This is a genomic window from Janthinobacterium sp., assembly GCF_009923995.1.
Classification (GTDB): Bacteria; Pseudomonadota; Gammaproteobacteria; order Burkholderiales; family Burkholderiaceae_D; genus Janthinobacterium.
Map to the genome: position 1 here is coordinate 43,278 of NZ_RFSK01000012.1, position 26,965 is coordinate 70,242.

Sequence of the window (26,965 nt, forward strand, 5' to 3'; positions counted from 1 at the left end):
TAATCAAAACGAAACATTTTGCCGAATAACATGAAAATAATTCACGTCCATCTCCTCCTGCCCCGATGCTAGAAATCCGCCACCTGCGCACCCTGAGTGCCTTGCGTTCGTCCGGCAGCCTGGTGCGCGCCGCGCAGCTGCTCAACCTGACCCAGTCGGCGCTGTCGCACCAGATCCGCCTGCTGGAAGAGCGCTATCACGCGCCCTTGTTCGAGCGTAAGTCCATGCCCATCGCCTTCACGGCCACGGGCAGCCGCCTGCTGGAGCTGGCCGACAAGCTGCTGCCCGAGATCGAGCTGGCCGAGCGCGACGTGGCGCGCCTGTCGCAGGGCGACAAGGGGCAGTTGCGCGTGGCGCTGGAATGCCATACCTGTTTCGACTGGCTCATGCCCGTCATGGATGCGTTCCGCCAGCGCTGGCCGGAAGTGGAGATCGATCTGGTGTCCGGCTTTCACAGCGAGCCGGCGGACTTGCTGCGCTCGGGCGAGGCGGATCTCGTGATCGGCTCGCCGTACGGCCCCGATTTCACCGTGTTTCCCCTGTTCCGCTTTGAAATGCTGGTGGTGATGGCGCAGAAGCACCGGCTGCAGGCGCAGCGGCGGCTGGCGGCGGCCGACTTCACGGGCGAGACGCTGATCACCTATCCCGTGCCGGAAGAGCGCATTGACCTGATCCGCGAAGTGCTGCGCCCCGCCGGCATCGAATTCGAGCGCCGCACGGCGGAACTGACGGTGGCCGTGCTGCAGCTGGTGGCGAGCCGGCGCGGCATCGCCGCCTTGCCGAACTGGGCCATCAAGAATTACGTGGATTACGATTATGTGGTGGCGCGCCCCGTGGGCGAGCACGGCTTGTGGAGCGACCTGTATGTGTCCGTGCCCGACCATCTGCAGGACAAGGCGTATGTGCGCGATTTCGTCAGCGTGATACGGGAACAGTGCGCCGCCACGCTCGATGGTATCAAGTTGCTGTCCTGAGCCACGCGAGTCGGCAACAAACCAACAGAAAAGCTTGAGATATATCAAGGTTTAGCAAGGAACCGCCGCTTACAGTGGAGTACTGTGCGGCGCAACATGGCACCGCCTTCAAATTGGGGAGGAACGAAATGTTTTCATTTTCCGAGCAATGGGCACTGGCCGGCAAGGCCGTGGTGGAAGCGCAATGGATCAGCGCGCAAGCGTATGCGCAGGCGGCGTTCGACAGCGGCGCCAGCGTGCTCGACTTGCAGCTCGACGCGGCCCGCACGGCGCTGGCTGCCGCTACGGTAGCGGGCAATCAGCTGCTGTCGGCGAAAGACCCGCAAGCCCTGCTGCAATTGTCGCGCACGCAGTCGCAGCTGGCCATGGAGCGCATCGGTGCGTATGGCCGCCAGGCAAAGGATGTTGCCCAAGAAACCCAGGAGAAATTTGCCACCGTGACAAAGGGTGAGTTTGCTGCATCGCGTCAAAAAATGGATGAGCTGTTGCAGGTGGTAAAGCAAACCCCCGTACCCCTGATTATTCCCTTCAATAATTTTCTAAAAACCCCTTTCGGCGCTGCCGATGAAGGGTATGATAAAAATAAACACACGCGTCCGGCAAGCCGGACGTAAGCGCGTCGCGGCCCGGGCTGCGGCTATCCGCCGCGCCAGGCCGCCCGCCGCCACCGCAGGGCAGGCAGACATCGTTGCCGCCTGCGGTGCGGCGCTGGAACTGTGGCACCTGCCACGCTAGAATGAAACACAGCCCGCTGTGTCTTCGCGAATTCATTGGATTGTTTTAGCACCTTGACCTTGGCCCTCGTGGCCTGCATATCGGAGAAATAAATGGATGATGTCGTAATCGTGGCCGCCGGCCGTACCGCAGTCGGCAAATTCGGTGGCAGTCTGGCCAAGATTCCTGCGTCCGAACTGGGCGCACATGTAATCAAGGGCTTGCTGGCGCAAACCGGCATCGACCCGAACCTGATCGGCGAAGCCATCCTGGGCCAGGTGCTGACGGCCGCCGTCGGCCAGAACGCCGCGCGCCAGGCCGTCATCAAGGCCGGCTTGCCGAGCAGCATACCCGCGTTCACCATCAATAAAGTCTGCGGCAGCGGCCTGAAGGCCACGCACCTGGCGGCGCAGGCGATCAAGTGCGGCGACGCCAACATCATCATCGCCGGCGGCCAGGAAAACATGAGCGCCTCGCCGCACGCGATGAACGGTTCGCGCGACGGTTTCCGCATGGGCGACTTCAAGATGATTGACACCATGATCGTCGACGGCCTGTGGGACGTGTACAACCAGTACCACATGGGCATCACGGCGGAAAACGTCGCCAAGAAATACGAAGTGACGCGCGCCGAGCAGGATGAGTTCGCCCTGCAGTCGCAGCTGAAGGCGGAAGCGGCGCACAAGGCGGGCAAGTTCAAGGATGAAATCCTGCCGCTGGAAATCACCAGCAAGAAAGGCACCGTCGTCTTCGACAGCGATGAATACATCAAGCCCGGTTCGACCCTGGAATCGCTGGCCGGCCTGCGCCCCGCGTTCGCCAAGGACGGCACCGTCACGGCGGGCAACGCCTCCGGCCTGAACGACGGCGCCGCCGCCGTCATCATGATGTCCGCCTCGCAAGCGAAGGAACTGGGCCTCAAGCCGCTGGCACGCATCAAGGCCTACGCCTCGTCGGGCCTGGACCCGGCCGTCATGGGCATGGGTCCCGTCTCGGCCTCGCGCCTGTGCCTGAAAAAGGCCGGCTGGACGCATGAAGAACTGGACTTGATGGAAATCAACGAAGCGTTTGCCGCGCAAGCGATTGCCGTCAACAAGGAAATGGGCTGGGATACCAGCAAGATCAACGTGAACGGCGGCGCGATTGCCATCGGCCACCCGATCGGCGCCTCGGGCGCGCGCATCCTGGTCACCCTGATCCACGAAATGATACGCCGCGACGCCAAGAAAGGCCTGGCCGCACTGTGCATCGGCGGCGGCATGGGCGTGGCCCTGGCCATCGAACGCGACTAGGTAGCTGGCACCGCACCCAAGCTACTGCGCGGCGCGCTTTGCGGCCTGCGATGCTCACCGTGCTCCAGCACGGTTGCGCTTCTTGGCCACAAATCATCGTCGCTCGCTACGCTTGAGTGCGATGCGGTACGCCGCTGTCACGCGGCGGTTGTGGATTGCTTTCATTAGATTATTAACTTTTTAGCAACAGAACGACACTGAGGGGATGAAAATGGCAAGAGTTGCATTGGTAACTGGTGGCATGGGTGGTCTGGGCGAAGCGGTGTGTTTCAAGCTGGCGGCGCTCGGCTATCGCGTGGTGACCACATATTCCCCGGGCAATCCGAAGGTCGCGGAATGGCTGGCGACGACGAAGGACATGGGCTACGACTTCAAGGCGTATCCGTGCGACGTGGCCGATTACGATTCGGCAGCGGCCTGCGTGGCGGCCGTGGAAAAGGACATCGGTCCCGTGGACGTGCTGGTGAATAACGCCGGCATCACGCGCGACATGACGTTCAAGAAGATGGACAAGCCGAACTGGGACGCCGTGATGGGCACCAACCTCGATTCCGTCTTCAACATGACCAAGCCCGTCTGCGACGGCATGGTGGAACGGGGCTGGGGCCGCATCATCAACATCTCGTCCGTGAATGGCCAGAAGGGCGCCTTCGGCCAGACCAACTATTCGGCCGCGAAGGCGGGCATGCACGGCTTCACCAAGTCGCTGGCGCTGGAAGTGGCGCGCAAGAACGTCACCGTCAACACCATCTCGCCCGGCTACATCGGCACCAAGATGGTCATGGCGATTCCGCAGGAAGTGCTCGACAGCAAAATCATCCCGCAAATTCCGATGGCGCGCCTGGGCAAGCCGGAAGAAGTGGCCGGCCTCGTGGCCTACCTGGCTTCCGATGAAGCCGCGTTCGTCACGGGCGCCAACATCTCCATCAACGGCGGCCAGCACATGTCGTAAGCGTTGTTGAGGTAAAACAAAAAGACAGCTGCGGCTGTCTTTTTTTATGCCGCCAAGCAAAACGGGAAAAGCGCGTGCCATGCCGTAGAATCGGCGCTTTCCCCTTCCTTTCTGCCATGCCTCCTGTTCCCGCCCTGCGCCGCGCCAGCCTGGCCGCCGTGCTTTTCCTGGCCGCCGCCGCGGCACAGGCCAGTGTCGCGTTTCACGTCACGGTCGATACCGACAGGGTCATCAAGCCGGGCGCGAGCAGCAGCCTGCCCGCCACGGCCAGCACCGGCAGCGACGTCGTGCTGGGGCCGCACGGCATCCGCGTGCGCGAAGGCCGGCGCCTGTCCGTGCTCGACATTGCCGCGCGCCGGCGCTACGTCATCGACACGGCGGCGGCGACCTATGACGCCTATTCCCTGTTCGACACGGTCGGCTTCCGCGCTGCCGAGCTGCGGCAGCGGCAAGGCATCGCCGGCGCCCTGCAGGCCGGCGGCGTGGCGCTGCAGGCGACGCCGCCCGTGTACGAGGAACAGGCATTATCCGTGGCGGCCGGCCGGCGGCGCGGCCCGCTGCAGCCGAGCGTGCTCGATGGCGCCGTGCTGTGGTCGCTGGACAAGCAGCCCCTGCTGCGCCTCGGCATCGCCGGCACGCCCGTCAGCGACGACGACGCGCGGGCCTTTGCCCAGTTCCTGCGCTACACCTGGGGCGGCCATCCGCTGGTGCTGGCCATGCTGGCCGGCGGCAAGCAGATTCCAGCCGACTTCACCCTGCATTATCAGGATGTGGCCGGCAGTGTCACGCGCCGCTTCCGCGTGAGCCAGGTGCGCACCGATGCGCCTGACGACTTTTCCCTCGCCGCCTATCGGCCGCGCCCCGTGGCGGCCGGCGCCCCCGAACTGGAGCGCGTGCTGGCGCAGGCGGCCCGTCTGGCGCCGCTCGATGCGCAGCTGCACCTGGCGCTGCGGGCGGAAGCGGAGCGGCTTTTTGCCGCGCAGCAACCGTTCCAGGCCTTCTTGCTGATGCTGGAAGATAACCTGTCCACGGGGGCGCTGGTGGACCAGCTGTCGCGCGAACAGCGGCTGGCGCTGGAAACGTGCGAACCCGCGCACCAGCTGCTGCGCGCGCTGTCGGCCAAGGACCAGGACGCCATCGGGGCGGGGCTGGCGAGCGTGCAAGCGCTGCGCGCCCAGGCGGACGGGCAGCAGCCCGTGCTGCAAGTGTTCGAGGCCAACCTGCGCGGCAAGCTGGGACAGTGGCCCGCAGCGACGGCCCTGTACCTGCAGGTGCTGCAGGCCCGGCCCCGCCTGACGGGAGCGTACAAGGATCTGGGCGACGCCCTGTATGCGCAATTCGACATGCCCAACGCCTGGCGCAGCTGGGACGCGGGCCGGGCGCTGGTGCCCGCGCACCGCCTGTTTGCCGGCGTGAACCGGCTGGAACAGGGCTTGCTGCGCGACTATCCGGCCTTCTTCGACGGCGGCGAGGCCGCTGCTCAGCCCAGCACCAGCCGTCCGGCCAGCAGCACGAAGACGGTGGGCAGCACGAACTTGCCGTAAGGCGAGGGTTTGCCGCGCAGGCGGCGCGCCAGGCGGGCCGCGGCGATGGCGTACACGGCATCGAACAGCAGGCCCACCAGCACGAGGACGGCGCCCAAGCGCAGGTATTGCAGGCCGACGCTGTCGCTGCCGGCAACGAATTGCGGCAGGAACATGCTGCAAAACAGCAGGGCCTTGGGATTGAGCAAGTTGGTCAGGAATCCCCGCACCAGGCTGGCACGGGCGCTGTGGGCCGTGGCCGGCGCCGCCGCTTCCGGCGCCGTCTTGTGCGACAGGGCCGACTGCAGCAGGCGCAGGGCCAGGTACAGCAGGTAGGCGGCGCCCGCCCATTTCACCCATTGCAGGGCTTGCGGATGCGTCACCATCAGCGCGGCCAGGCCCGCGCCCGACAGCGCCACGTGCACGGCGCGCGCACCGGCGATGCCCAGCGCCGTCACCAGCGCTGTCCCTACGCCGCGCGCGGCGCCCGTGGCCAGCACCAGCGCCATGTCGGGGCCCGGCAATAAAAACGCGCCGGCCAGTGCCAGCAGGTACATCAGGAAGGTAGAATCAGACATGGCGCGGCTCGGTAACGGCTAAGAGTAAGGGCGGGAGCAACGGCGTGTGCCGCATGCTCGCCGGGCCCCATTATGTTCTTGCTGAGATGAAATGTGCTTGCTTTTCCTGCCTCCCATGCCCTAGTATTCGGGTAGATTCCACTCCTATAAAAACAAAAATTAGATGAAAATTTCAGAAGTTAGCCTCGACGCCACCGATTTGCAGATTCTGCGGCTGTTGCAGGATGAAGGACGGCTGTCCAACGCGCGCCTGGCCGAGCGCTTGAAGCTCAGTGAAACCCCCGTCTGGCGCCGTCTGCGCCGCCTGGAAGAGGAGGGCTTCATCACCGGCTACCAGGCTTTGCTCAACCGCAAGAAGCTGGGCATCGGCCTCGTCGCCTTCGTGCGCGTCGTGTTTGCCAACCACGGCGGCGAGCAGCCGTCGCAGTTCGAGCAGGCCATCGCCACGATTCCCGAGATTTTGTCTTGCCACAATGTGGCGGGCGAAGCCGATTATTTCCTGCAAGTGGTGGCGCGCGACCTGGAAGCGTATGGCGAATTCGTCTCGACGGTCCTGCGGCGCCTGCCCGGCGTGGCGGAAATCCAGTCCAGCCTGTCGATGCGGGAAATCAAGTCGTCGAACCGCCTGCCCCTGCTGCTGGCCTGAGGCGCCGGGGGCGCACTATAATTGGGGCAGTTGCCAGGCAAGACCGCCTGGCGGACTGCCCGAACCCTGACCGCTCACGAGGACCGCCATGCCAGACTCCCTGTCGCCCCTGTTTCCCGCCCTGACGCCGAACCGGCACGGCATGCTGGCGGTCGACGATATCCACACCATCTATTGGGAAGAGTGCGGCAATCCGGACGGCATCCCCGTGCTGTTCCTGCATGGCGGCCCCGGCGCGGGCCTGTCGCCGCAGCACCGCCGCTTCTTCGACCCACTGCGCTACCGCGTGATCCTGTTCGACCAGCGCGGCGCCGGCAAGTCCACGCCGCTGGGCGAATGGCACAACAACACGACGCAGCTGCTGATCGCCGACATCGAACGCCTGCGGGCCCAGTTCGGCATCGACCAGTGGCTGGTGTTCGGCGGCTCGTGGGGCTCGACCTTGGCGCTGGCGTACGGCCAGGCGCACCCGGCAGCCTGTCTCGGTTTCGTGCTGCGCGGCATTTTCTTGTGCACGCAGGCGGAAATCGACTGGTTCATCGACGGCGTGCGCTGGTTTTATCCGGAACTGCACGAGGAATTCGCCGCCCTCATCCCGCCCGAGGAACGGGGCGACCTGCTGGCGGCCTACGCGAAACGCATCCTCAGCAGCGATCCCGCCGTGTACTGGCCGGCCGCGCGCGCCTGGAGCCGCTTCGAGGGCCGCCGCGTGTACCTGATGCCGCAGCCGGAAGATGCGCCGAACGACGCGCTGGACCTGGGCGTGGGCCGGCTCGAATCGCATTACATGGCGAACCTGGGTTTCTTCGAGGAAGACCAGCTGATCCGCAACATGGACCGCATCGCGCACTTGCCGGCCGTCATCGTGCAGGGGCGCTATGACGCCATCTGCCCGCCCCTGTCGGCGTATCGCCTGCAGCAGGCCTGGCCCGGCGCGCAGCTGGACATGATCCCGGACGCGGGCCATGGCGCGCTGGAGCACGGCATCGCCTCGGCGCTGGTGCGCGCCACCGAGCGTTTCGTGCCGGGACGCGGCTTCGCATGAACGGCCACCATGCCTGGCGGCAAAGTGGCCAGCCGGCATGCGCCACCTGCTACACTATGGCCTGTACTGGCGCCACGGTCGGGCGCCGGTGTGAACCCACGACTTTTTATCCATGAACATACAGATCGGCGACATCGGCCATATCATCCAGCTGGCGATCGCGCCGGTTTTCCTGTTGACCGGTATCGGCACCATGCTGGTGGTGCTGACCAACCGCCTGGGGCGCATCATCGACCGCACGCGCGTGCTGGAAGACCGGCTCGACATCGGTTACAACGATTTCTATATGGATGAGCTAGATACCCTGTATAAGCGCACCCATCTGATCAATTATTCGATTTCCCTCAGCACGGCCTGCGGTTTCTTCGTCTGCGTCATCATCGCCATGCTGTTTTTGGGCGATATTCTGAACCTGACTCTGGACAAGTACATCGCCGCCTTCTTCGTGCTGGCCGTGCTGTGCCTGATCGGCTGTTTTATTTATTTATTGCGCGAAATTTACCTGGCCGCCACGGCCCAGCGCATCCGGCGCCACATCCGCCCGCCCCGTTGAGCGGCCGCGCCGGTTTACCCTACTATTGAAGAACGAGTCACGTATGCACGATTACCAACGCCCTCCCACCCTGCACCGCTACGGCCAGCGCAGCGAACTCGAACTGGCGCTGAGCCTGGGCCAGTTCCGCCTGACGCCGGCGGGCAACTGCCTGACCCTCAGCTTTTCCCAGGTGTGGGACAAGAAACTGTTCGATTTGTTCGCCCCGGCCGACGCCTGTTTGATCATCCACAATACGGAAGAATTCGGCGAGCGCCTGCACCGCGCCGTGCAGCGCACCCTGCCCAGCTGGGCGGGCATCGACGGCGTCGTCGAATATGGCCAGCGCGCCGCCCTGGGCGCCGCCTTTACCAAGACGCGCGCCGAGGCCTTGGAACAGGAATGGCTGTTCGCCTGGCGTTCGATGCAGCCGCAGGCCAGCCTCAACCCCGTCACCGTGAAGCTGGGCAGCCTGGAGAACTTCGCCGAGATCCGCGACCGCGACACCTATCTGGCGTAACTATCTGGCGTAATTCAGCTGGATTTGTCCGTGTACTGGCTGTCGATGCGCGCCAGCACGGCCGCCATCATGCGCTCGATATCGCCGCGTATCATGGTCGTGCCCAGCATGCCGGGCACGTAAAAGCCCGGCATCAGCCGGCTGGAAAAGACGATGCGCGTGCCGCCCGTCTCGGGCACGGGATACAGGTTCCAGCGCGATTCGTAGTGCCGCATGTCGCCGGAAATGAGGGCGATGTCGATGGCCGTGGGCGGCGTTTCCAGCGCCCGCACCACCAGGTGGATGGCGTGGTTCATGAACAGGAAGCGCGCCATGCCCTGCTGTTCGATGATGACTTCGTTGCCGTTGCGCGACAGCACGCGGCAGGAACTGAGGTCGGGCACGAATTCGCTCATGCGCTCGTAGGTGGTGAGGGTCTTCCACACGGAGGCCGGCGGCGCCAGCACGCTGCCGCTGGCATCGACTTCATACATGCGCTGCCCGTCGACCTCGATGCGCTTGACGTCCACCTTCAGCTTGTCCAGGCGGGGCGCCTGCGCCTGCGCTTGTGCCGAGACGGCCACCGGGGTGGCGACGGCGCACAGCATCAGCAGGCAGAGAAAGAGTCGCGTCATGGCACCTAGCCTACGGGAAACTTGCGCCCGGCACAAGCTGCGCGCGCCAGCAGCCTCCGCGCGCAGGCCGATTTAGAACCCCCGGTCTAGAGAAAGTCGCTGCGGCGGCCCGCAATGCTTGTTACCGTACGGCTTGCATACCACCTTCTATCGGACCGATCACCATGACTGCCTATCCCCATCTGCTGGCCCCGCTCGACCTGGGCTTCACCACCTTGCGCAACCGCGTCATCATGGGGTCCATGCATACGGGGCTGGAAGACCGTTTTTATCATTATGGCAAGCTGGCCGCGTTTTACCGCGAGCGGGCGCGGGGCGGCGTGGGGCTGATCGTCACGGGCGGCATCTCGCCGAACCGCCAGGGCTGGCTGCTGCCGTTCGGCGGCACCCTCAATTTCCTCGGCGACGTGCCGAACCACCGCAAGGTGACGCGCGCCGTGCACGAGGAGGGCGGCAAGATCGTCATGCAGATCCTGCATGCGGGCCGCTACGGCTACCAGCCCTTCGTCGTCTCGGCGTCGGCCAAGAAATCGCCGATCTCGCCCTTCCGCCCCCGTCCCTTGAGCGAGCGGGGCATCGAACGCACCATCTGCGACTACGTGCGCTGCGCGCGCCTGGCGCGCAAGGCGGGCTATGACGGCATCGAAGTGATGGGCAGCGAAGGATACTTATTGAACCAGTTCCTGTGCGCGCGCACCAACCTGCGCCAGGACCGCTGGGGCGGCAGCATCGAGAACCGCATGCGCCTGCCCGTGGAGATCGTGCGCCGCATCCGCGCCGCCGTCGGCCCCGACTTCATCATCATGTACCGCCACTCCCTGCTCGACCTGGTCGAGGGCGGCAATACCTGGGACGACGTGGTGGCGGTGGCCAAGGCCCTGGAACAGGCGGGCGTGACGATCCTCAACACGGGCTACGGCTGGCATGAGGCGAGGGTGCCCACCATCGTCACCTCCGTGCCGCGCGCCGCCTTTGCCTCCGTGGCGGGCCGGCTGCGCCGCGAAGTCGCCATTCCCGTGGTGGCCTCGAACCGCATCAACATGCCGCAGGAAGCCAACGCCATCCTGGAGCGGGGCGACTGCGACCTGGTGTCGATGGCGCGCCCTTTCCTGGCCGACCCTGACTTCGTCGCCAAGGCGGCCGCGGGCCGCGCCGACGAGATCAATACCTGCATCGGCTGCAACCAGGCGTGCCTGGACCACACATTCGCCAACAAGCGGGCCAGCTGCCTCGTCAACCCGCGCGCCTGCCATGAAACGGAACTCGTCTACGCGAAAAAGGCCGTGCCGCGCCGCGTGGCCGTCGTCGGCGCGGGACCGGCCGGCCTGTCCGCCGCCACCGTGGCGGCCGAATGCGGGCACCAGGTGACCCTGTTCGACAGCAGCGACAGCGTGGGCGGCCAGTTCAAGGTGGCCATGCAGATACCGGGCAAGGAGGAATTCACGGAAACCATCCGTTATTTCGCCCGCCGCATCGCCTTGTCGAATATCAAGCTGCGCCTGGGCCAGCGCGTCACGCGCGAGCAATTGCTGGCCGGCGGCTTTGACGACGTCATCATCGCCACGGGCATCAAGGTGCGCCTGCCGGCCATTCCCGGCATCGACCACCCGACAGTGCTGTCCTACCTGGACGTGCTGCAGGAGAAGAAACCCGTGGGCGCGCGCGTGGCCATCATCGGCGCGGGCGGCATCGGTTTCGACGTGGGCGAGTATTTATTGCACGACCCGGCGCACCCGCTGCCCCAGCCCGTGGCCACGTGGGCGGGCGAGTGGGGCGTGGACCTGGACGCGGCCACGGGCGGCGGCCTGGTGCCGCCCGTGGCGTCGACGCCCGTGCGGCAGATTTTCCTGCTGCAGCGCAAGACGTCGAAAGTGGGGGCGGGCCTGGGCAAGACGTCGGGCTGGGTGCACCGGGCGGCGCTGGCGAGAAACGGCGTGGCCATGCTGGCCGGCGTGAGCTACGACAGGATCGACGACCAGGGCCTGCACATCACCGTGGGCGGCGAGCAGCGCCTGCTGGCGGTGGACAACGTCGTCATCTGCGCGGGTCAGGACAGTTTGACGGAACTCATGCCGGAAACGGACAAGGAGGGCAAGCCCCTGCAGGCGGGCGGTCCCCGTTTCCACAAGATCGGCGGCGCCGCGCTGGCGGCGGAGCTCGATGCCAAGCGGGCGATACGGGAAGGGGCGGAGCTGGCCGCCAGTTTATAACCCGGAAAAAAAACCGGGGTCGGACCCTCAGGATCCGACCCCGGCATTTGCATGGGCTAGCGGTTCGGCATCAAGGAACCTTAATGGCCATGCCCCTTTTTCGCCGCATCAAAACTCTGCAGCACGTGCTCGGCCATGCCATTCGCCAGTTCGTGCTCGCCGATAAACACCTTGCCGGCGTTTTCCGCGCGCAGCAATTCCGCCTCTTCCTCGCTGTGCGTGCGCACCACCGTCATGATGGTGGGGTTGAGCGCGCGCGCCGTCTCGATCATGGCGCGCACGTGGAAGGTATCGGGCGTGGCGATGACGAGCATGGTGGCATGCGTGATGTGCGCCTGGATCAGCACGGCCGGTTCGCCCGCATTGCCGGCCACGGCCGGGATGCCCTGCTTGCGCAGCTGGTCGACGATTTCGCGGTTTTCCTCGGCGACGACGAAGTGGATGCCCCGCTCCATCAGGGCGGCGGCGATGCGCCGGCCCACGCGGCCATAGCCGACGAGGACGATCTGGCCCGACAGCTTTTCCTGTGGCACCGTCATCGGCAGCTCGGCCAGCGGGTCGGTGGTGCGTTCGAACTTGCGCGCGAAATCGCTGTTGCCGATGACGCGCAGCAGCGGCTTGGCCATGCTGAACACGAGCGGGTTCAGGGCGATGGAGAGGATGGCGCCGGCCAGGATCAGGCTTTGCCCTTCCTGCGGCATCAGGCCCAGCGACAGGCCCAGGGCGGCCAGGATGAAGGAGAATTCACCGATCTGCGCCAGGCTGGCCGAGACGATGATGGCCGTCTTGGGCGGATAGCGCAGAGCCATCACCAGCAGGAAGGCGGCGATCGACTTGCCGAAGATGATGATGGCGCACACGGCCAGCACCTGCAGGGGTTTGTCGATGAGGATGTTCGGCTCGAACAGCATGCCGACGGAGACGAAGAACAGCACGGCGAAGGCGTCGCGCAGGGGCAGGGACTCTTCCGCGGCGCGGTGGCTCAGTTCGGACTCGCGCAGCACCATGCCGGCGAAGAAGGCGCCCAGTGCGAAGGACACGCCGAACAGCTTGGTCGATGCGTAGGCGATGCCGACGGCGGCGGCGATCACGCACAGGGTGAACAGTTCGCGCGAACCGGTGCGCGCCACCTGCCACAGGATCCACGGGAACAGCTTGCGGCCGACTACCAGCATGAAGACGATGAAGCCGGCCACTTGCCCCAGGGTAATGGCCAGGGTATGCCACAGGCTGACTTCCTCGCCGCCGGCAGCGACCTTGCCGCCCAGCGCGCCGGCAAACGCCGGCAGCAGCACGAGCACCAGCACGGTGACGAGGTCTTCCACCACCAGCCAGCCGACGGCGATGCGGCCATTGAGCGAATCGAGGATGCCCCGTTCTTCCAGCGCGCGCAGCAGCACCACGGTACTGGCCACGGACAGGGCCAGGCCGAAGATCAGTCCGCCGCCGAGGCTCCAGCCCCACCAGTGGGCCAGGCCCATGCCCATCGCCGTGGCGACGGCGATCTGCAGGATGGCGCCGGGCAGGGCGATCTTGCGCACGTCCCATAAATCCTCGATGGAAAAGTGCAGGCCGACGCCGAACATCATCAGCATCACCCCGATTTCCGCCAATTGCCCGGCTATTTCCGCATCCGCTACAAAACCGGGCGTGGCCGGTCCGATGATGATGCCGGCGGCCAGATAGCCGACCAGGGCCGGCAGTTTCAGGCGCGCGGCGATGAAGCCGAAGATGAGGCCGAACCCGAGGGCGGCGGCGATGGTGGTGATCAGACTGATGTCATGGGGCATGCGGGGTGGGTTCCTTATGGCGTCGTGCGGATGGAAAAAGATGTTGCTCAGGGGCTAAGTATAAACGCAACAAAGCTGCGGCTGGAACTATCCTGCCGCTTTTTTTGTAAAAAACTTGTGCCACATCTTCGTCCAGGTAGCCGCGAATTGATGCCAATCCACCATGAACTGCGCCTAATTCAATGAATCAGGCGATTCTACGCCGAAGCGCTCAGACCTTGCGCACGATCACGCAGCCGATGGAATAGCCGGCGCCGAACGAGCAGATGACGCCCGTGGCGCCCGCCGCCATGTCATCCTGATATTTATGGAAGGCGATGATGGAACCGGCCGACGAGGTGTTGGCATAGGTGTCGAGGATGACGGGCGCTTCGTTGGCCTCGGCATCGCGGCCCAGGATCAGGCGCGCGATCAGCAGGTTCATGTTCAGGTTGGCCTGGTGCAGCCAGTAGCGGCTCACCTGCGCCACTTCCACGCCGGCCTTGGCCAGGGTCGCCTTGATCATCTCGGCCGCCATCGGGCACACTTCCTTGAAGACCTTGCGGCCTTGCTGGCGGAACAGCTTGTCGGCCTTGCCCACGCCGGACTCGTCAAAACGGTTGAGGAAGCCGAAATTGTTGCGGATGGCGTTAGAGAAGCGCGTTTTCAGTTCCGTGCCGATGATCTCGAACTGGTGCTGCGAGACGGCCGTGTCCTTCGCTTCCACGATGATGGCCGTGCAGGCGTCGCCGAAGATGAAATGGCTGTCGCGGTCGCGCCAGTTCAGGTGGCCGCTGGTGATTTCGGGGTTCAGCACCAGCACGGCGCGCGCCTGGCCGCTTTGCACGGCGGCGACGGCTTGCTGGATGCCGAAGGTGGCCGACGAGCACGCCACGTTCATGTCAAAGCCATAGCCATCGATGCCCAGCGCATCCTGCACTTCCACGGCCATGGCCGGGTAGGCGCGCTGCATATTGCTGCAGGCGACGAGCACCATGTCGATGTCGGCCGGCGTGCGGCCGGCCCGCGCCAGCGCGTCGCGCGCGGCGGCGACGGCCATTTCCGCCTGCAGGGACAGTTCGTCATCGCCCCGTTCCGGGATGCGCGAGACCATGCGCGCCGGGTCGAGGATGCCGTCCTTTTCCATGACGAAGCGCGACTTGATGCCGGACGCCTTTTCGATGAAGGCCACGCTCGACAGTTCCAGCGCCGTCACCGTGCCCGCGGCGATCGCGTCGGCATTGTCGGCATTGAACTTTTCCGCGTAGGCGTTGAAGCAGGCGACCAGTTCTTCGTTGGAGATCGAAAATGGCGGCGTGTACAGTCCGGTACCGCTGATGACGACTTGTTTCATGGTTAAACTTTCAAATTTGGCAATCGGCGCGATGCCGATAAGTGAAGCAAATTTTACACAAACGTGCTCGACTGTAGAGAGTTTCGTGTTGCGGGGGCGGGCGATGTGTGGCGCAAGATGGATTTTTGTCGCGTGGACGGGATAACGGGGGCATGGCGCCCCGCTGGGTTGGGTGCAGACCCGGCGGGTCTGCCCCCAATGGCCTACTTTTTCTGTTCCTTCTTGACGTCGGCCTGCACCACCACCGGTTCCGCCTTGGCCAGCTGCACCGGCAAGCCTTTCAGGTGGTTCAGCGCCTGGTGCAGCTGGAAATCGTCCTTGCTGCCGAATTCCAGCGGCTTGCGGGTTTTTTCCAGGGCGATGATGCGCAGCTGTTCTTCCATTTCGTCGTTGACGGGGGCGGCGGCCTTGGCGCTTTCCGGGTCGCGGTCGTTGCTCAGGTGCTTGGTCAGGTCCGCTTCGCGGATGCGCAAGCCGTTCAAGCCGTCGCCGTCCGCGTTTTCATCGACGAGCAGGTCGGGCACGATGCCCTTGGCCTGGATCGAGCGGCCATTCGGCGTGTAGTAGCGGGCCGTCGTCAGCTTCACTGCCGTGTCGGCCGTCAGCTGGCGGATGGTTTGCACGGAGCCCTTGCCGAAGGTTTGCGTGCCGATGATGGTGGCGCGCTTGTAGTCCTGCAGGGCGCCGGCGACGATTTCCGAGGCCGAGGCGGAACCCGTGTTGACCAGCACCACCAGCGGCACTTGCTTGATGGCGGCTGGTAATTTCGCCAGGGCATCGCCTTCCGAGCGGAAGGTATAGTATTCGGCGCGGCCGTAGAACACCTGTTTCGAGTCCGGCAACTGGCCATTCGTCGAGACGATGGGCGAGTCCTTCGGCAAAAAGGCGGCTGAGACGCCGATGGCGCCCTGCAGCACGCCGCCCGGATCGTTGCGCAGGTCGAGCACCATGCCCTTGATGTGCGGGTCCTGCTTGTACAGGGCCGTGATCTGCGCGGCCATGTCGTCGACAGTCGGTTCCTGGAATTGCGACACGCGCAGCCAGGCGTAGCCCGGCTCGATCATGCGGGACTTGACGCTCTTCTGATGGATTTCCTCGCGCGTGATGACGAAGGACAAGGGTTGCGGTTCATCCTTGCGGGCGATGGTCAGCGACACCTTGGTGCCCGGCTCGCCGCGCATGCGCTTGACGTTGTCGTCCAGGTTGACGCCCTTGACGGGCTGGCCATCGAGGCGGGTGATCAGGTCGCCGGCCTTGATGCCGGCGCGGTAGGCGGGCGAATCCTCGATGGGCGAGACGATCTTGATGTAGCCGTCTTCGCTCAGGCCGATTTCAATGCCCAGGCCGACGAACTTGCCTTCGGAGCCTTCGCGCAGCTCGGCGTAGGCTTTCTTGTCCAGGTAGGCGGAATGGGGGTCGAGCGAGGCGACCATGCCGGAAATGGCTTCCTCCAGCAGTTTCTTGTCTTCCACCGGCTCGACGTAGTCGGACTTGATGAGGCCAAACACATCGGCCAGCTGGCGCAATTCTTCCAGGGGCAGCGGTGGTTCGACGGTCTTTTGCGCCATCGCCGAAAATTGCAGCGAAACGGCGACGCCGGCCACCACGCCCAGGCCGATCAAGCCGGTATTTTTGAGTTTGCCCATCATTGCACCTTTGCAGCGGTAGTGTCTTGCACAAGCGCCAGTCCCCGTGGAGCGGCGCTTTCCTGAAAGTATAGACCTGAATCCCGGCCGGCGTGGGCCGGGCGGGGAAAAAGCGTGCCTTGGCACAGTCTAGACGGGGAATGGCGTCCGCCAGCTTGCCATGTGTTGCTGTTTTGTATGCGATGTATAGTTAGTCTTGAGGGGAGTAAGCATTTGTAAGAGTCGAAAAAAAGCGTGTGCGGCGGGCCTATAGTGAATTCGCATTCTCGACCCGAAGTGGTTTTGCCTGCGTCTCCGGACGCGGGCTTTTTTTTAGCCGGAGTTCCCATGACATCGTTGACCTTTTCCCCCGCCCTGCGCCGCCTCGGCCTGGCTTTCCTGCTGGGCACCAGTGCCTTGACCGCGTCGGCCGTGCCGATCGCCGAGATGCGCCTGGAGGACTTGCTGCCCATGGCGCCCGACTTCAAGACGGAATTGAAACTCAATGCGAATCAGACCATCTTGTGGCAACAAGTGGAAGGGAAAACCCGCCAGCTCTTGCGCGAACGCAAGGCGCGCCGCGAGCGCCTGCAGGCCAGCGTGGCGCAGGGCTTGCAGGCGCCCCGCCTGGAACTGCGCGACCTGGTGGGAGGACTGGACAATGAAAGCACCGTGAGCCTGGCCGAGGAAAAGCAGGTGCGCGAATGGTGGCTGAGCGTGAACGACGCCCTCGACGAGCAGCAGCGCCAGTTGGTGGCCCAGTTCATCGCCGGCCAGATGGCGCGCGTGATGGATGCGGCCGTGCCGCACGGCGAGCCGCGCAGCGCGCCGGCCGGCGAGCACGGCGGGCGCAAGGGGGGCAAGGGCGGCATGGGCATGAACGTGGGCAGCGGCGGCGCCAGCATGAACATGCCTGGCAACTGAGGCCGCGTAACTGCTTGCCTGGCTGGCAAGGATGCGCGCCACCGGGCGGAACGGGGCTGGCGCCACAAAGTGTTGTAAGCCTGGCCACGGAATTGTTGCGGAATTGTCGTGCAAATGTATCGTAAAGTAAAAAAATCGCCGCGCCGCCGCCTGGGGCCCGCGCCGCGGGCGGCCGCGCCGGTGCTGGCCGCGTGTGCAGGAGGCCGCCATTTCCGGGCGAAGATGGCGCAAGGCGCTGCATGCGGGGCTGCCGGCAGGGGGCCGACTTTCAGGCGCGTTCAGGGGGTAACCGAGTCTTGACGGGGCTGGCGCCGCGCGCGGACGGTGCCGGCGCCGGGGCGGCGGGGATGGTCAAGCCTTATGTTGCCGTGCTACATTCCTGAAGCGCCTGGCGCGGCGGGCTCTTCATATGAGGCACTCCGCCAGAGGCTACCCGCCTGATCTCTTTGACATGCCCCATAAGGACAATCCGTGAACCGATACCTCTTAAGCAGTCTGACCCTGTCCCTGTTGGCTGCGTTTGCCAACGCCGCCGAGCCCGCATCCGCCGCCGCCGCGCCGACCGTCGCTCCCAGCGCCGCGCCTGCCGCCGCCGGTGCCGTCTCCGGCATCGACGTGCAATACATCGACCCTGCCGTGCGCGTGCAGGACGATTTCTTCACCCATCTAAACGGCAAGTGGCTGGCCACGACCGAGATCCCGGCCGACAAATCGAGCTGGGGTTCCTTCGCCAAGCTGCGCGACGACACGACGCCACAGCTGCGCGGCATCATCGAAGCCACGCAGCAGGACAAGAACAAGAAAGCCGGGTCGGAAGCGCAGAAAATCGGCGACCTGTACGCCAGCTACATGGATGAAGCCAAGCTGGAGTCGCTGGGCGTGAAGCCGCTGGCAGGCGAACTGAACCGTATCCGCTCGCTGCGCGACAAGAAGGGCGTGCCGGCCCTGATCGCCCACCTGAGCCAGACGGGCGTCGCCACGCCGTACGCCGTGTACGTGGGCCAGGATGCGCGCGCCTCGACCAAATATGCCGCATACGTGAGCCAGAGCGGCCTGGGCATGCCGGACCGCGACTATTATCTGGAAGCCAAGCAGGCGGGCGTGAAGGAAAAATACCAGGCGCACGTGGAAAAAATGCTGTCCATGGCCGGTGACAAGAACGCCGCCGCCCACGCCAAGGCCGTGGTTGCCCTGGAAACGTCGCTGGCCGAAGTGCAATGGACCAAGGTCGAGAACCGCGATCCCGTCAAGCGCTACAACAAGACGGACATCACCAAGCTCAACGACCTGACCCCCGGCTACGACCTGAAATCAGGCCTCGCGGCCCTGGGCATCGCCAACAAGGTCGATTACGTCATCGTCAACCAGCCGAGCTACCTGGCTGGCTACAACAAGGTGCTGGCCGCCACGGACCTGGACACCCTGAAAGCGTATTTCGAATGGCACTTGCTGCGCAGCTACGCCAGCTACCTGTCGAAAAACTTCGTCGACGAGAGCTTTGCCTTCTACGGCACGGTGCTCAGCGGCGTGACGCAGAACCAGCCGCGCTGGAAGCGTGGCGTGGGCGCCGTCGATGGCGTGCTGGGCGAAGCCGTCGGTAAACTGTACGTGGCGCAATATTTCCCGCCTGAGCGCAAGGCGCACATGCAGGAACTGGTGAAAAACGTGCTGGCCGCCTACAAGGACAGCATCGACACCCTGGACTGGATGAGCCCGGAAACCAAGAAGGAAGCGCAAGCCAAGCTGGCCAAGTTCACGCCGAAGATCGCCTATCCGAACGTGTGGCGCGATTACTCGAAGCTGCAGATCGTCCAGGGTGACCTGGTGGGCAACATGATGCGCGCCGCCAATTTTGGCTCCGCCCGCAACGTGGCCAAGCTGGGCAAGCCGATCGACCGCGAAGAGTGGGGCATGACGCCGCAGACGGTGAACGCGTATTACAGCTCGACGATGAATGAAATCGTCTTCCCCGCCTCGATTCTGCAGCCGCCGTTCTTCGACGCCAATGCGGACGATGCCGTCAACTATGGCGCCATCGGCGCCGTCATCGGCCATGAAATCAGCCACGGCTTCGACGACAAGGGCAGCCAGTCCGATGGCGACGGCAACCTGCGCGACTGGTGGACGCCGGCCGACCGCAAGAACTTCGCCGCCAAGGCCGATGCGCTGACCAAGCAATATGACGGCTACAGCCCATTGCCTGGCTACAACGTCAACGGTGCGCTGACCCTGGGCGAAAACATCGCCGACAACTCGGGCGTGGCGATTGCCTACAAGGCGTACAAGATCTCGCTGGGCGGCAAGCCGGCCCCCGTGCTGGACGGTTTGACGGGCGACCAGCGCTTCTACATGGGCTTTGGCCAGGTATGGCGCAGCAAGATGCGCGAAGCGCAGCAAATCGTGCAGATCAAGACCGATCCCCATTCGCCGGGCCAGTACCGCGCCAACGGCACCATGGTCAACCAGCCTGCCTTCTATGAGGCATTTGGCGTGAAACCGGGCGACAAGATGTATGTTGCCCCGGAAAACCGCGTCATCATCTGGTAAGCGCTTGCGCGGCTGCGTGAAAAACGTACGACTGTAGCAACAAAAAAGGCCACCTTGCGTGGTCTTTTTTGCATTCTGGCCAAAGTTTTTTCTGTCGTTTCGGCCGGTATGCTACAGTCAAAAACCGGGCCAGAAGCCTTGGGCGTTCTGACCCTGATATTCCACACCATACAATATTGAGGATTACCGTGAATCGTTATTTGTTAAGTGCATTGACCCTGAGCTTGCTGGCCAGCGTATCCGGCATGGCGGGCGCCGCGAAAGAAGCCGTCGCCGCCACGGCCGCCGCGCCCGCGGCGCTGACTTCCGGCATCGCCATCGAATACATCAACCCCGCCGTGCGCGCGCAGGATGACCTGTTCCAGCACCTGAACGGCAAATGGCTGGCGGAAACCGTCATTCCTGCCGACAAGTCGAGCTGGGGCAGCTTCGCCAAGCTGGCCGATGATACGCAAACGCAGCTGCGCGGCATCGTCGAGGGCGCGGCCGCCGACAAGGCCCGCGCGGCCGGCTCGAATGCCCAGAAGATCGGTGACTTCTATAACAGCTTCATGGACGAAGCCAAGCTGGAAAGCCTGGGCCTGACGCCCCTGAACGCGGAACTGGCGAAGATCGCCGCCCTGCAGGACAAGGCGGAATTGCCGGCCGTGATCGCCCACTTCAGCAAGCTGGGCGTGACCTCGCCCTACGACTTCGGCATCCACCAGGACGCCAAGGATTCCACCAAGTATGTGGCCGACATCGTGCAAAGCGGCCTGGGCCTGCCTGACCGCGACTACTACCTGGAAGCTGGCAAGGCCGACACGCGCGCCAAGTACCTGGTCCACGTGGAGAAAATGCTGAGCCTGGCGGGTGACGCGAACGCCGCGGCCAACGCCAAGGCCATCCTGGCGCTGGAAACGGACCTGGCCAAGGCGCAATGGAGCAATGTGCAGAACCGCGACCCCGTCAAGACCTACAACAAGGTGGACCTGGCGAAACTGGCCGACGTGGCGCCCGGCTACGACTGGGCCCGCTACCTGAAGGATACGGGCATCGCCGGCAAGGTCAATTACGTGATCGTCAGCCAGCCCAGCTACCTGAAGGGTTTTGCCGAGATCGCCAACAAGACGCCCCTGGAAACGTGGAAAGCGTACTTCCAATGGCACTTGCTGCACGCCAACGCCGGCTACCTGTCGAAAGCGTATGTCGATGAAAACTTCGGCTTCTATGGCACCACCCTGACGGGCGTGACGGAAATGCGTCCGCGCTGGAAACGCGGCGTGGGCGCCGTCGAAGGCGCCCTGGGCGAAGCCGTGGGCCAGCTGTACGTGGAACAGTATTTCCCGGCCGAGCGCAAGGTGCGCATGGAAGCGCTGGTGAAAAACCTGATGACGGCCTACAAGCAAAGCATCGACAAGCTGGACTGGATGAGCCCCGTCACCAAGAAACAGGCGCAGATCAAGCTGGCCAAGTTCACCACCAAGATCGGCTATCCGAACAAATGGCGCGATTACTCGGGCCTGACGGTGGCGCCGGACGACCTGGTGGGCAACATCCAGCGTTCGCATTTGCTGAACTACAACCGTGAACTCAACAAGCTGGGCCAGCCGATCGACCGCGACGAGTGGGGCATGACGCCACAGACCGTCAACGCCTATTACAACCCCGAGCTGAATGAAATCGTCTTCCCCGCCGCCATCCTGCAAGCGCCGTTCTTCGACGCCAAGGCGGACGACGCCGTCAACTACGGCGCCATCGGCGGCGTGATCGGCCATGAAATCAGCCACGGCTTCGACGACCAGGGCGCCCAGTACGACGGCGACGGCAACCTGCGCGACTGGTGGACCAAGGCCGACCACAAGAACTTCGCCAAGAAAACCAAGCAGCTGGTGGCGCAGTACAACAGCTTCAGCCCCGTGCCGGGCCATTTCGTCAATGGCGAACTGACCCTGGGCGAGAACATCGCCGATAACTCCGGCGTGGCCATCGCTTATAAGGCGTACAAATTGTCGCTGAACGGCAAGAAAGCGCCCGTCATCGACGGCTTCACGGGCGAACAGCGCTTCTACGCGGGCTTTGCCCAGGTATGGCGCATGAAGATGCGCGAAGCGCAGCAGCTCGTGCTGCTGAAAACGGACCCGCACTCGCCAGGCCAGTTCCGCGCCAACGGCACCATGCGCAACCAGCCAGGCTTCTATCAAGCCTTCGACGTGAAACCGGGCGACAAGATGTACCTGCCGCCAAAAGACCGCGTCATCATGTGGTAAGACGGTTGTTGACCGCGTAAGTTGCCGCCGCCCCGCGCAAGCCGGGCGGCTTTTTCATGTCGTTTGATCTGGCGCAAGCGGCAGTCGTCCGGGCCGGCGTCGCGGACCGCGCCGTGCGGCAACGCCGTCCCTTGCGTCTGCGCCGGCGCCAGGCGAAAAAAAACCGCCCATCGGGGCGGTTCCTTGCTGCTGCGATGCGCTTACTTGGCAGGCTCTGCCGCAGGGGCGGAGGCGCCGCCAGCGGCCGCGGCGGGCGCCGGCACTTCCGGTTCCTTGAACTTGCCGCCCGAGGCGTTGGCCATGTAGACGACGGCGCGCGCCACTTCCACGTCGTCGAGGTCGGGATTGCCGCCCTTGGCCGGCATGGCGCGCAAGCCTTCGATGGCGTGTTTCAGGACCGTATCGTAACCCTGGGCCAGGCGGGCCGACCAGCTGCCCGCATCGCCAAATTTGGGTGCCCCGGCCACGCCGGCGCCATGGCAGGCCACGCAGGTGGCCGTGTACACGGCTTCGCCGCCTTGCAGCACTTTCGGACCGCTGGCATCCTTGAAGGTGTAGCCCGCATTGGCTACCGGGCTCAGACGCTCGGCAATGGCTTCCGGCGACTGGCTGTCCGAGCCGGCGCCCGTCAGTTTTTGGGTGGTGACAAATTGCACCAGCAAGATGATGCCGATGACGGTGATGAGGAAGAAGCCAGCTACGGCGGCAAGCAATTGTTTAGGCGTTTTGATCGCTGATTGTTGTTCGTTATGTGCGTCGCTCATGATGTCCTTAGTCCAGATTCGAAACTGATGGCCGTGTAAGGTAGCATTTTTACATGCCTGGATGTAAACCTTTATGAAACCCACAATTATAGGCACAAAAATTGAGCAGTGACATGCAATTGCCGGCGATACGACAGTTTCCGTAGACGTAGGTAAAGAAAAACGGTATCCTTCGCATCACTTCAGAAATTCCCCCTACGCGGCTGTAGCTCAGTGGATAGAGTATTGGCCTCCGAAGCCAAGGGTCGTGGGTTCGATCCCCGCCAGCCGCACCAAGATAAATCACGACTTGCCGTATCTTCCAGCGCCAGTACGCCTGCAACGCACGAGGCGTTGGCTGCGCTTGTCGCTGCGCAGCCACCTGTCCCGTTTTGATGCTTATTTCAGCAAGTTCAGCAAGGCCTGCGCCGCCGCCTCCGACGAGGCGGGATTCTGGCCCGTGATCAAGATGCCGTCCGTCAGCACATACGAGGCCCAGTCGGCGCCTTTCGAGTACACCCCGCCGTTTTCCTTGAGCATGTCTTCCACGAGGAAGGGGACGACTTTCGTCAAACCCACGGCCTCTTCTTCCGTATTCGTGAAACCCGTCACCTTCTTGCCTTTCACCAGGGGCTGGCCGTCGCTGCCCTTGACGTGGCGCAAGACGCCGGGGGCGTGGCAGACGGCGGCGACGGGCTTGCCGGCCGCGTGCAGCGCTTCGATGAGGGCGATCGAATCCTGGTCTTCGGCCAGGTCCCACAGGGGGCCGTGGCCGCCCGGGTAGAACACGGCGTCATAGTCGGCCGCCTTCACCGTGGCGAGAGGGACCGTGGCAGCCAGCGCGGCTTGCGCGGCGGCATCCTTCTTGAAGCGGGCCGTGGCGGCCGTCTGCGACTCGGGCGCATCGCTCTTCGGGTCCAGCGGCGGCTGGCCGCCCTTGGGCGAGGCCAGGGTCAGGCGGGCGCCCGCGTCTTTCAGCACGTAATACGGCGCGGCGAATTCTTCCAGCCAGAAGCCGGTCTTGTGGCCCGTGTCGCCCAGCTGGTCGTGCGAGGTCAATACCATTAAAACGTTCATGCGGACTCCTGTGCAAGCGGTGGATGGAATGGCGGTTGCCACGCCGTCAGCTTAGTCCTGTTCGCGTTTTCATGCTGCACGCCAGCGCTGCCACTTTTTTGGGCATGGCCAGGGGAAACCTGCCCATGACGCCCCTGCCGTTGTCGGTTTACAACCTTCCCAGTCCTCCCGGCGCTGATATCGAAATTGATATCAAAACAGTGGAAAAATTGATTGGAGAGATTATCGTCCAGCCCCTAAGATAAACGCCGAGCATGCGTCCGACATGCAAGCAGCAGGAAAAATATCAATACAATATCTGGAGATGCATGATGTCGAACGCCACCGGCCCGCTCGCGGCCACTTCCCCTCGTCCCTACACCTTGAAGGCAGCCGTTGCGGCACTGGCCGGTATCGGCTTGCTCAGCTCCGCCTCGGTCGGGGCGCAGGCGACGGCGGCCGCTGACGCCGGCGCGGAAGCGGCGGCCGAAGTGTCCGTGGTAACGGTCAGCGGCGTGCGCCGCTCGGCGCAAAATTCCCAGCAGATCAAGATGCGCTCGGACCAGGTCATCGATTCCATCGTGGCCGACGATATCGGCAAATTCCCCGACAACAACGTGGCCGAGACCCTGGCCCGCGTCTCCGGCATCCAGATCCGCCGCGATTCGGGCGAGGCCAGCGCCGTCATGATCCGCGGCTTGCGCGACGTCACGACCCTGCTCAACGGCCGCGAACTGTTCACCACCACGGGCCGCTACGTCAACCTGGCCGACATTCCCGCCACCATGCTGCAGCGCGTGGACGTCTACAAGTCGCAGGGCGCCGACCAGGTGGAAGGGGGCGTGGCCGGCATCATCGACGTGCGCACCAACCGCCCCTTCGATTTCAAGGAATTCACGGCCAGCGTGAACACGCGCGCCGTCTACAGCGACAAATCGAAAGCCACGGACCCGAACGTCAGCGGCATGGTGTCGAACCGCTGGAAGACGGGCATCGGCGACGTGGGCGCGCTGTTCGGCTTGTCGCAGCAGCAACAGCGTTACCATGAGGAACGCGCGTTCAACACGGCGCCCGTGGACAAGAGTTATTTTTCGCCGGGCCTGACGGCGCCGGACCAGGTGGGCTTGCTGCCGATCAAGGGCGACCGCCGCCGCACGACCGCCAATGGCGTGCTGCAATGGCGGCCGAATGCCGACGTGGAACTGTATGCGGAAGGCATGGCCACGCGTTTCCTGCTGGACTCGGAATCCGATTATTTCGTCGGCCTGCCATGGTGGGGCACGCCCGTGTCCGCCACCAGGATTCCCGGCACGGACCAGCTGCAAACCCTGACCTCCACCAACGTCAACACCATCATGTCGACGCAGGCGAACAAGAGCGAGTCGAATACGCACCAGTTCGCCGTGGGCGGCTTGTGGGAAATCAATCCGGAATGGCGTTTCACGTCGGAACTGGCCAGCACCAGGAGCACGTTCAACTGGCGCAACCCCATCCTCGACGCCATCACGCAGGTGCCGAACGCCACCATCAATACCAATCTGAACGGCACCCTGAACGTCGATTACACGGGCATCGACCTGAAAGACCCGTCGAACTATTACCTGAAGGGCTTTTTCGACCGCTACGGCCGCGATGAAGGCAGCTCGAACGACTTGCGTGCCGACCTGGCGTACACGCCTAGTGCCGGCGGCTTCTTCAAGGAAATCAGCGTCGGCGTGCGCGGCGTGAAGCGCGAAGCGCAATCGATCAAGAGTTTCGAGGGCAACGCGGAAGCACCGGACGTGTCCGGCGCCGCGTTCCCGTTCAGCCGCCAGAGCGTGACGTCGATTCCGGGCCTCAATTGCCTGTCGGAACCGATGTCCAGCGGCGGACCGAACTATGGCTTGAGCCAGTGGTACACGCCGTGCGCCAGCTTCCTGCTCAATCACACGGGCACCTTGCGCGAAGCCATCACGGGCAGCAGCGCGGCGCGCGCCATGGACCCGGGCTCGTTCTTCAAGGATACGGAAAAGACGTACTCCCTCTACGGCAAGGCGAAGATCGCCTTCAAGCTGGGCGCCTACCCCGTCGACGGCACCGTGGGCGTGCGCGTCGTGCGCACGGAGCAGAGTTTGCAGGGCAACAGTTCGCAGGATGGCGTGTACACGCCCGTCGTCAGCGACACGTCCAGCACGGACGTGCTGCCGAGCGTGGCCTTAAAAATCAAGCTGCGCTCCGACCTGATCGGCCGCTTCGCGGCGGGCCGCACCATCAGCCGTCCCGGCTTTGCCCAGCTCAACCCGGGCGTGGCCCTCGTGAACTCGACGGAAACGGTGAAAGCGACGGGCGCGGGCGGCAATCCGGATCTGAAACCGGTGACGGGCGACAATATCGACGCGGCGCTGGAATGGTATTTCGCGCCCGCCGGCTCCGTCAACGCCACCGTGTTCCACCACAAGTTCGACGGCTATATCCAGCAGCGCATTTCCAGCGAAACCATCGGCGGCAAGGTCTACGACGTGGACCGCCCGTACAACACGGCTGCCGGCAAGCTGCAGGGCCTGGAAATTGGCTACCAGCAGTTCTATGACGGCTTGCCCGGCATCTTGAACGGCCTGGGCTTGCAGGCCAACGGCACCTACATGAGCGGCACGACCGACGACGAGACGGGCAGCCATGCCATCACGGGCGTGTCGCGCTATGCCTACAACCTGGTCGTGCTGTACGAGAAAGACGCGTGGTCGGGCCGCCTGGCCTACAACTGGCGCTCGAAATTCATCGACAGCTACAACCAGGGCGGCCCCGGCCTGGACCTGAAAGTGGCGGCCACGGCGCAGCTGGACGGTTCGCTGTCGTACAAGCTCAACGACCAGTTCACCTTGACCCTGGACGGGAATAACTTGCTCGATACCAAGTTCAAGGATTACTGGAACGCGCCGGGCGTGTATGCGCGCGATACGCGACGCTATGACCGGACCGTTGGCCTCTCGTTGCGCTGGAAAATGTAAAACGTCCATGGCTGCGTTGCATTGCCTCGCCGTACTCCTCGTACTGTCTTCGGCAACGCGCCTTGTCCTGAACGTTATACATGCGTGAAAAAAGCAGTATCCAAGGGCGTT

Annotated in this window: 22 protein-coding genes and 1 tRNA gene; 16 read left to right on the forward strand and 7 right to left on the reverse strand. The window is 63.9% G+C overall.

Annotated elements, in window-relative coordinates:
- Nucleotides 1–65: 65 nt before the first annotated feature.
- The 5 genes from EBS11_RS08715 (at nt 66) to EBS11_RS08735 (ending at nt 5,476) form a co-directional block, all read left to right on the forward strand.
- The gene (locus EBS11_RS08715; RefSeq protein ID WP_290602076.1) at nt 66–974 is read left to right on the forward strand and encodes a LysR family transcriptional regulator; all 909 of its coding nucleotides are present in this window, start codon (nt 66–68) and stop codon (nt 972–974) included.
- 128 nt (nt 975–1,102) lie between these two features.
- Complete coding sequence (locus EBS11_RS08720) at nt 1,103–1,588, forward strand: phasin family protein (protein WP_290602077.1); 486 nt, start codon at nt 1,103–1,105, stop codon at nt 1,586–1,588.
- A 213-nt stretch (nt 1,589–1,801) separates the two neighbouring features.
- Nucleotides 1,802–2,980: an acetyl-CoA C-acetyltransferase gene (locus EBS11_RS08725; RefSeq protein WP_131374678.1), complete on the forward strand. Its 1,179-nt coding sequence runs from the start codon at nt 1,802–1,804 to the stop codon at nt 2,978–2,980.
- A gap of 211 nt (nt 2,981–3,191) precedes the next feature.
- Entirely contained in the window at nt 3,192–3,932 is a 741-nt protein-coding gene (gene phbB, locus EBS11_RS08730; protein ID WP_071325827.1) for an acetoacetyl-CoA reductase, read from the forward strand.
- A gap of 116 nt (nt 3,933–4,048) precedes the next feature.
- Nucleotides 4,049–5,476, forward strand: coding sequence for a hypothetical protein (locus EBS11_RS08735; RefSeq protein ID WP_290602078.1), 1,428 nt, complete (start codon nt 4,049–4,051; stop codon nt 5,474–5,476).
- Here the strand turns inward: EBS11_RS08735 and EBS11_RS08740 are convergent.
- Nucleotides 5,413–6,033 (reverse strand): LysE family translocator, encoded by a 621-nt coding sequence (locus EBS11_RS08740; protein WP_290602080.1) that lies wholly within the window; start codon nt 6,031–6,033, stop codon nt 5,413–5,415. The two genes, EBS11_RS08735 and EBS11_RS08740, sit on opposite strands and share 64 nt — an antisense overlap.
- A 163-nt stretch (nt 6,034–6,196) precedes the next feature.
- On the opposite strand from EBS11_RS08740, the gene EBS11_RS08745 reads away from it, so the two are divergent.
- The 4 genes from EBS11_RS08745 to EBS11_RS08760 all read left to right on the forward strand — a co-directional run bounded on the left by EBS11_RS08745 (nt 6,197) and on the right by EBS11_RS08760 (nt 8,776).
- Nucleotides 6,197–6,679, forward strand: a complete 483-nt coding sequence (locus EBS11_RS08745) for an Lrp/AsnC family transcriptional regulator (protein ID WP_034752896.1) — start codon at nt 6,197–6,199, stop codon at nt 6,677–6,679.
- A gap of 88 nt (nt 6,680–6,767) precedes the next feature.
- A complete protein-coding gene (gene pip / locus EBS11_RS08750) occupies nt 6,768–7,724 on the forward strand; it encodes a prolyl aminopeptidase (protein ID WP_290602081.1) in 957 nt (318 codons plus the stop codon).
- A 112-nt stretch (nt 7,725–7,836) separates the two neighbouring features.
- Nucleotides 7,837–8,277, forward strand: a complete 441-nt coding sequence (locus EBS11_RS08755; protein ID WP_290602082.1) for a DUF2721 domain-containing protein — start codon at nt 7,837–7,839, stop codon at nt 8,275–8,277.
- Nucleotides 8,278–8,320: 43 nt separating this feature from the next.
- Nucleotides 8,321–8,776, forward strand: coding sequence for a hypothetical protein (locus tag EBS11_RS08760; RefSeq protein ID WP_290602083.1), 456 nt, complete (start codon nt 8,321–8,323; stop codon nt 8,774–8,776).
- Nucleotides 8,777–8,790: 14 nt separating this feature from the next.
- Here the strand turns inward: EBS11_RS08760 and EBS11_RS08765 are convergent, their stop codons facing one another.
- On the reverse strand, nt 8,791–9,390 hold the full coding sequence (locus tag EBS11_RS08765; protein WP_290602085.1) for an SRPBCC family protein: 600 nt from the start codon (nt 9,388–9,390) through the stop codon (nt 8,791–8,793).
- A 164-nt stretch (nt 9,391–9,554) separates the two neighbouring features.
- Here EBS11_RS08765 and EBS11_RS08770 point away from each other — a divergent pair, with 164 nt between their 5' ends.
- Nucleotides 9,555–11,600 (forward strand): NADPH-dependent 2,4-dienoyl-CoA reductase, encoded by a 2,046-nt coding sequence (locus tag EBS11_RS08770; protein WP_290602086.1) that lies wholly within the window; start codon nt 9,555–9,557, stop codon nt 11,598–11,600.
- 80 nt (nt 11,601–11,680) lie between these two features.
- On the opposite strand, the gene ybaL is transcribed toward EBS11_RS08770, so the two are convergent.
- The 3 genes from ybaL to EBS11_RS08785 form a co-directional block, all read right to left on the reverse strand.
- Entirely contained in the window at nt 11,681–13,390 is a 1,710-nt protein-coding gene (ybaL, locus tag EBS11_RS08775; protein WP_290602088.1) for a YbaL family putative K(+) efflux transporter, read from the reverse strand.
- 211 nt (nt 13,391–13,601) lie between these two features.
- Nucleotides 13,602–14,723 carry a beta-ketoacyl-ACP synthase III gene (locus EBS11_RS08780; RefSeq protein WP_290602090.1) on the reverse strand — a complete coding sequence of 374 codons (1,122 nt, stop codon included), beginning with the start codon at nt 14,721–14,723 and terminating at the stop codon, nt 13,602–13,604.
- A 203-nt stretch (nt 14,724–14,926) separates the two neighbouring features.
- Nucleotides 14,927–16,372, reverse strand: a complete 1,446-nt coding sequence (locus EBS11_RS08785) for a S41 family peptidase (RefSeq protein ID WP_290602092.1) — start codon at nt 16,370–16,372, stop codon at nt 14,927–14,929.
- 324 nt (nt 16,373–16,696) lie between these two features.
- Here EBS11_RS08785 and EBS11_RS08790 point away from each other — a divergent pair, with 324 nt between their 5' ends.
- From EBS11_RS08790 to EBS11_RS08800, 3 genes are all read left to right on the forward strand, one after another.
- Nucleotides 16,697–17,272 carry a hypothetical protein gene (locus EBS11_RS08790; protein ID WP_290602094.1) on the forward strand — a complete coding sequence of 192 codons (576 nt, stop codon included), beginning with the start codon at nt 16,697–16,699 and terminating at the stop codon, nt 17,270–17,272.
- A 471-nt stretch (nt 17,273–17,743) separates the two neighbouring features.
- Nucleotides 17,744–19,819 carry a M13-type metalloendopeptidase gene (locus EBS11_RS08795; protein WP_290602095.1) on the forward strand — a complete coding sequence of 692 codons (2,076 nt, stop codon included), beginning with the start codon at nt 17,744–17,746 and terminating at the stop codon, nt 19,817–19,819.
- Nucleotides 19,820–20,064: 245 nt separating this feature from the next.
- On the forward strand, nt 20,065–22,068 hold the full coding sequence (locus EBS11_RS08800) for a M13-type metalloendopeptidase (RefSeq protein ID WP_290602150.1): 2,004 nt from the start codon (nt 20,065–20,067) through the stop codon (nt 22,066–22,068).
- 200 nt (nt 22,069–22,268) lie between these two features.
- Here the strand turns inward: EBS11_RS08800 and EBS11_RS08805 are convergent, their stop codons facing one another.
- The gene (locus EBS11_RS08805) at nt 22,269–22,832 is read right to left on the reverse strand and encodes a c-type cytochrome (RefSeq protein ID WP_290602097.1); all 564 of its coding nucleotides are present in this window, start codon (nt 22,830–22,832) and stop codon (nt 22,269–22,271) included.
- Nucleotides 22,833–23,031: 199 nt separating this feature from the next.
- Here EBS11_RS08805 and EBS11_RS08810 point away from each other — a divergent pair.
- Nucleotides 23,032–23,107, forward strand: a tRNA-Arg gene (locus EBS11_RS08810).
- 103 nt (nt 23,108–23,210) lie between these two features.
- Here the strand turns inward: EBS11_RS08810 and EBS11_RS08815 are convergent.
- Nucleotides 23,211–23,888, reverse strand: a complete 678-nt coding sequence (locus EBS11_RS08815) for a type 1 glutamine amidotransferase domain-containing protein (protein WP_290602099.1) — start codon at nt 23,886–23,888, stop codon at nt 23,211–23,213.
- Nucleotides 23,889–23,959: 71 nt separating this feature from the next.
- On the opposite strand from EBS11_RS08815, the gene EBS11_RS08820 reads away from it, so the two are divergent.
- Together EBS11_RS08820 and EBS11_RS08825 are read left to right on the forward strand one after the other, a co-directional pair.
- On the forward strand, nt 23,960–24,133 hold the full coding sequence (locus EBS11_RS08820) for a hypothetical protein (RefSeq protein ID WP_290602101.1): 174 nt from the start codon (nt 23,960–23,962) through the stop codon (nt 24,131–24,133).
- A gap of 63 nt (nt 24,134–24,196) precedes the next feature.
- Entirely contained in the window at nt 24,197–26,854 is a 2,658-nt protein-coding gene (locus EBS11_RS08825; RefSeq protein ID WP_290602103.1) for a TonB-dependent receptor, read from the forward strand.
- The last annotated feature ends 111 nt before the right edge of the window (nt 26,855–26,965 follow it).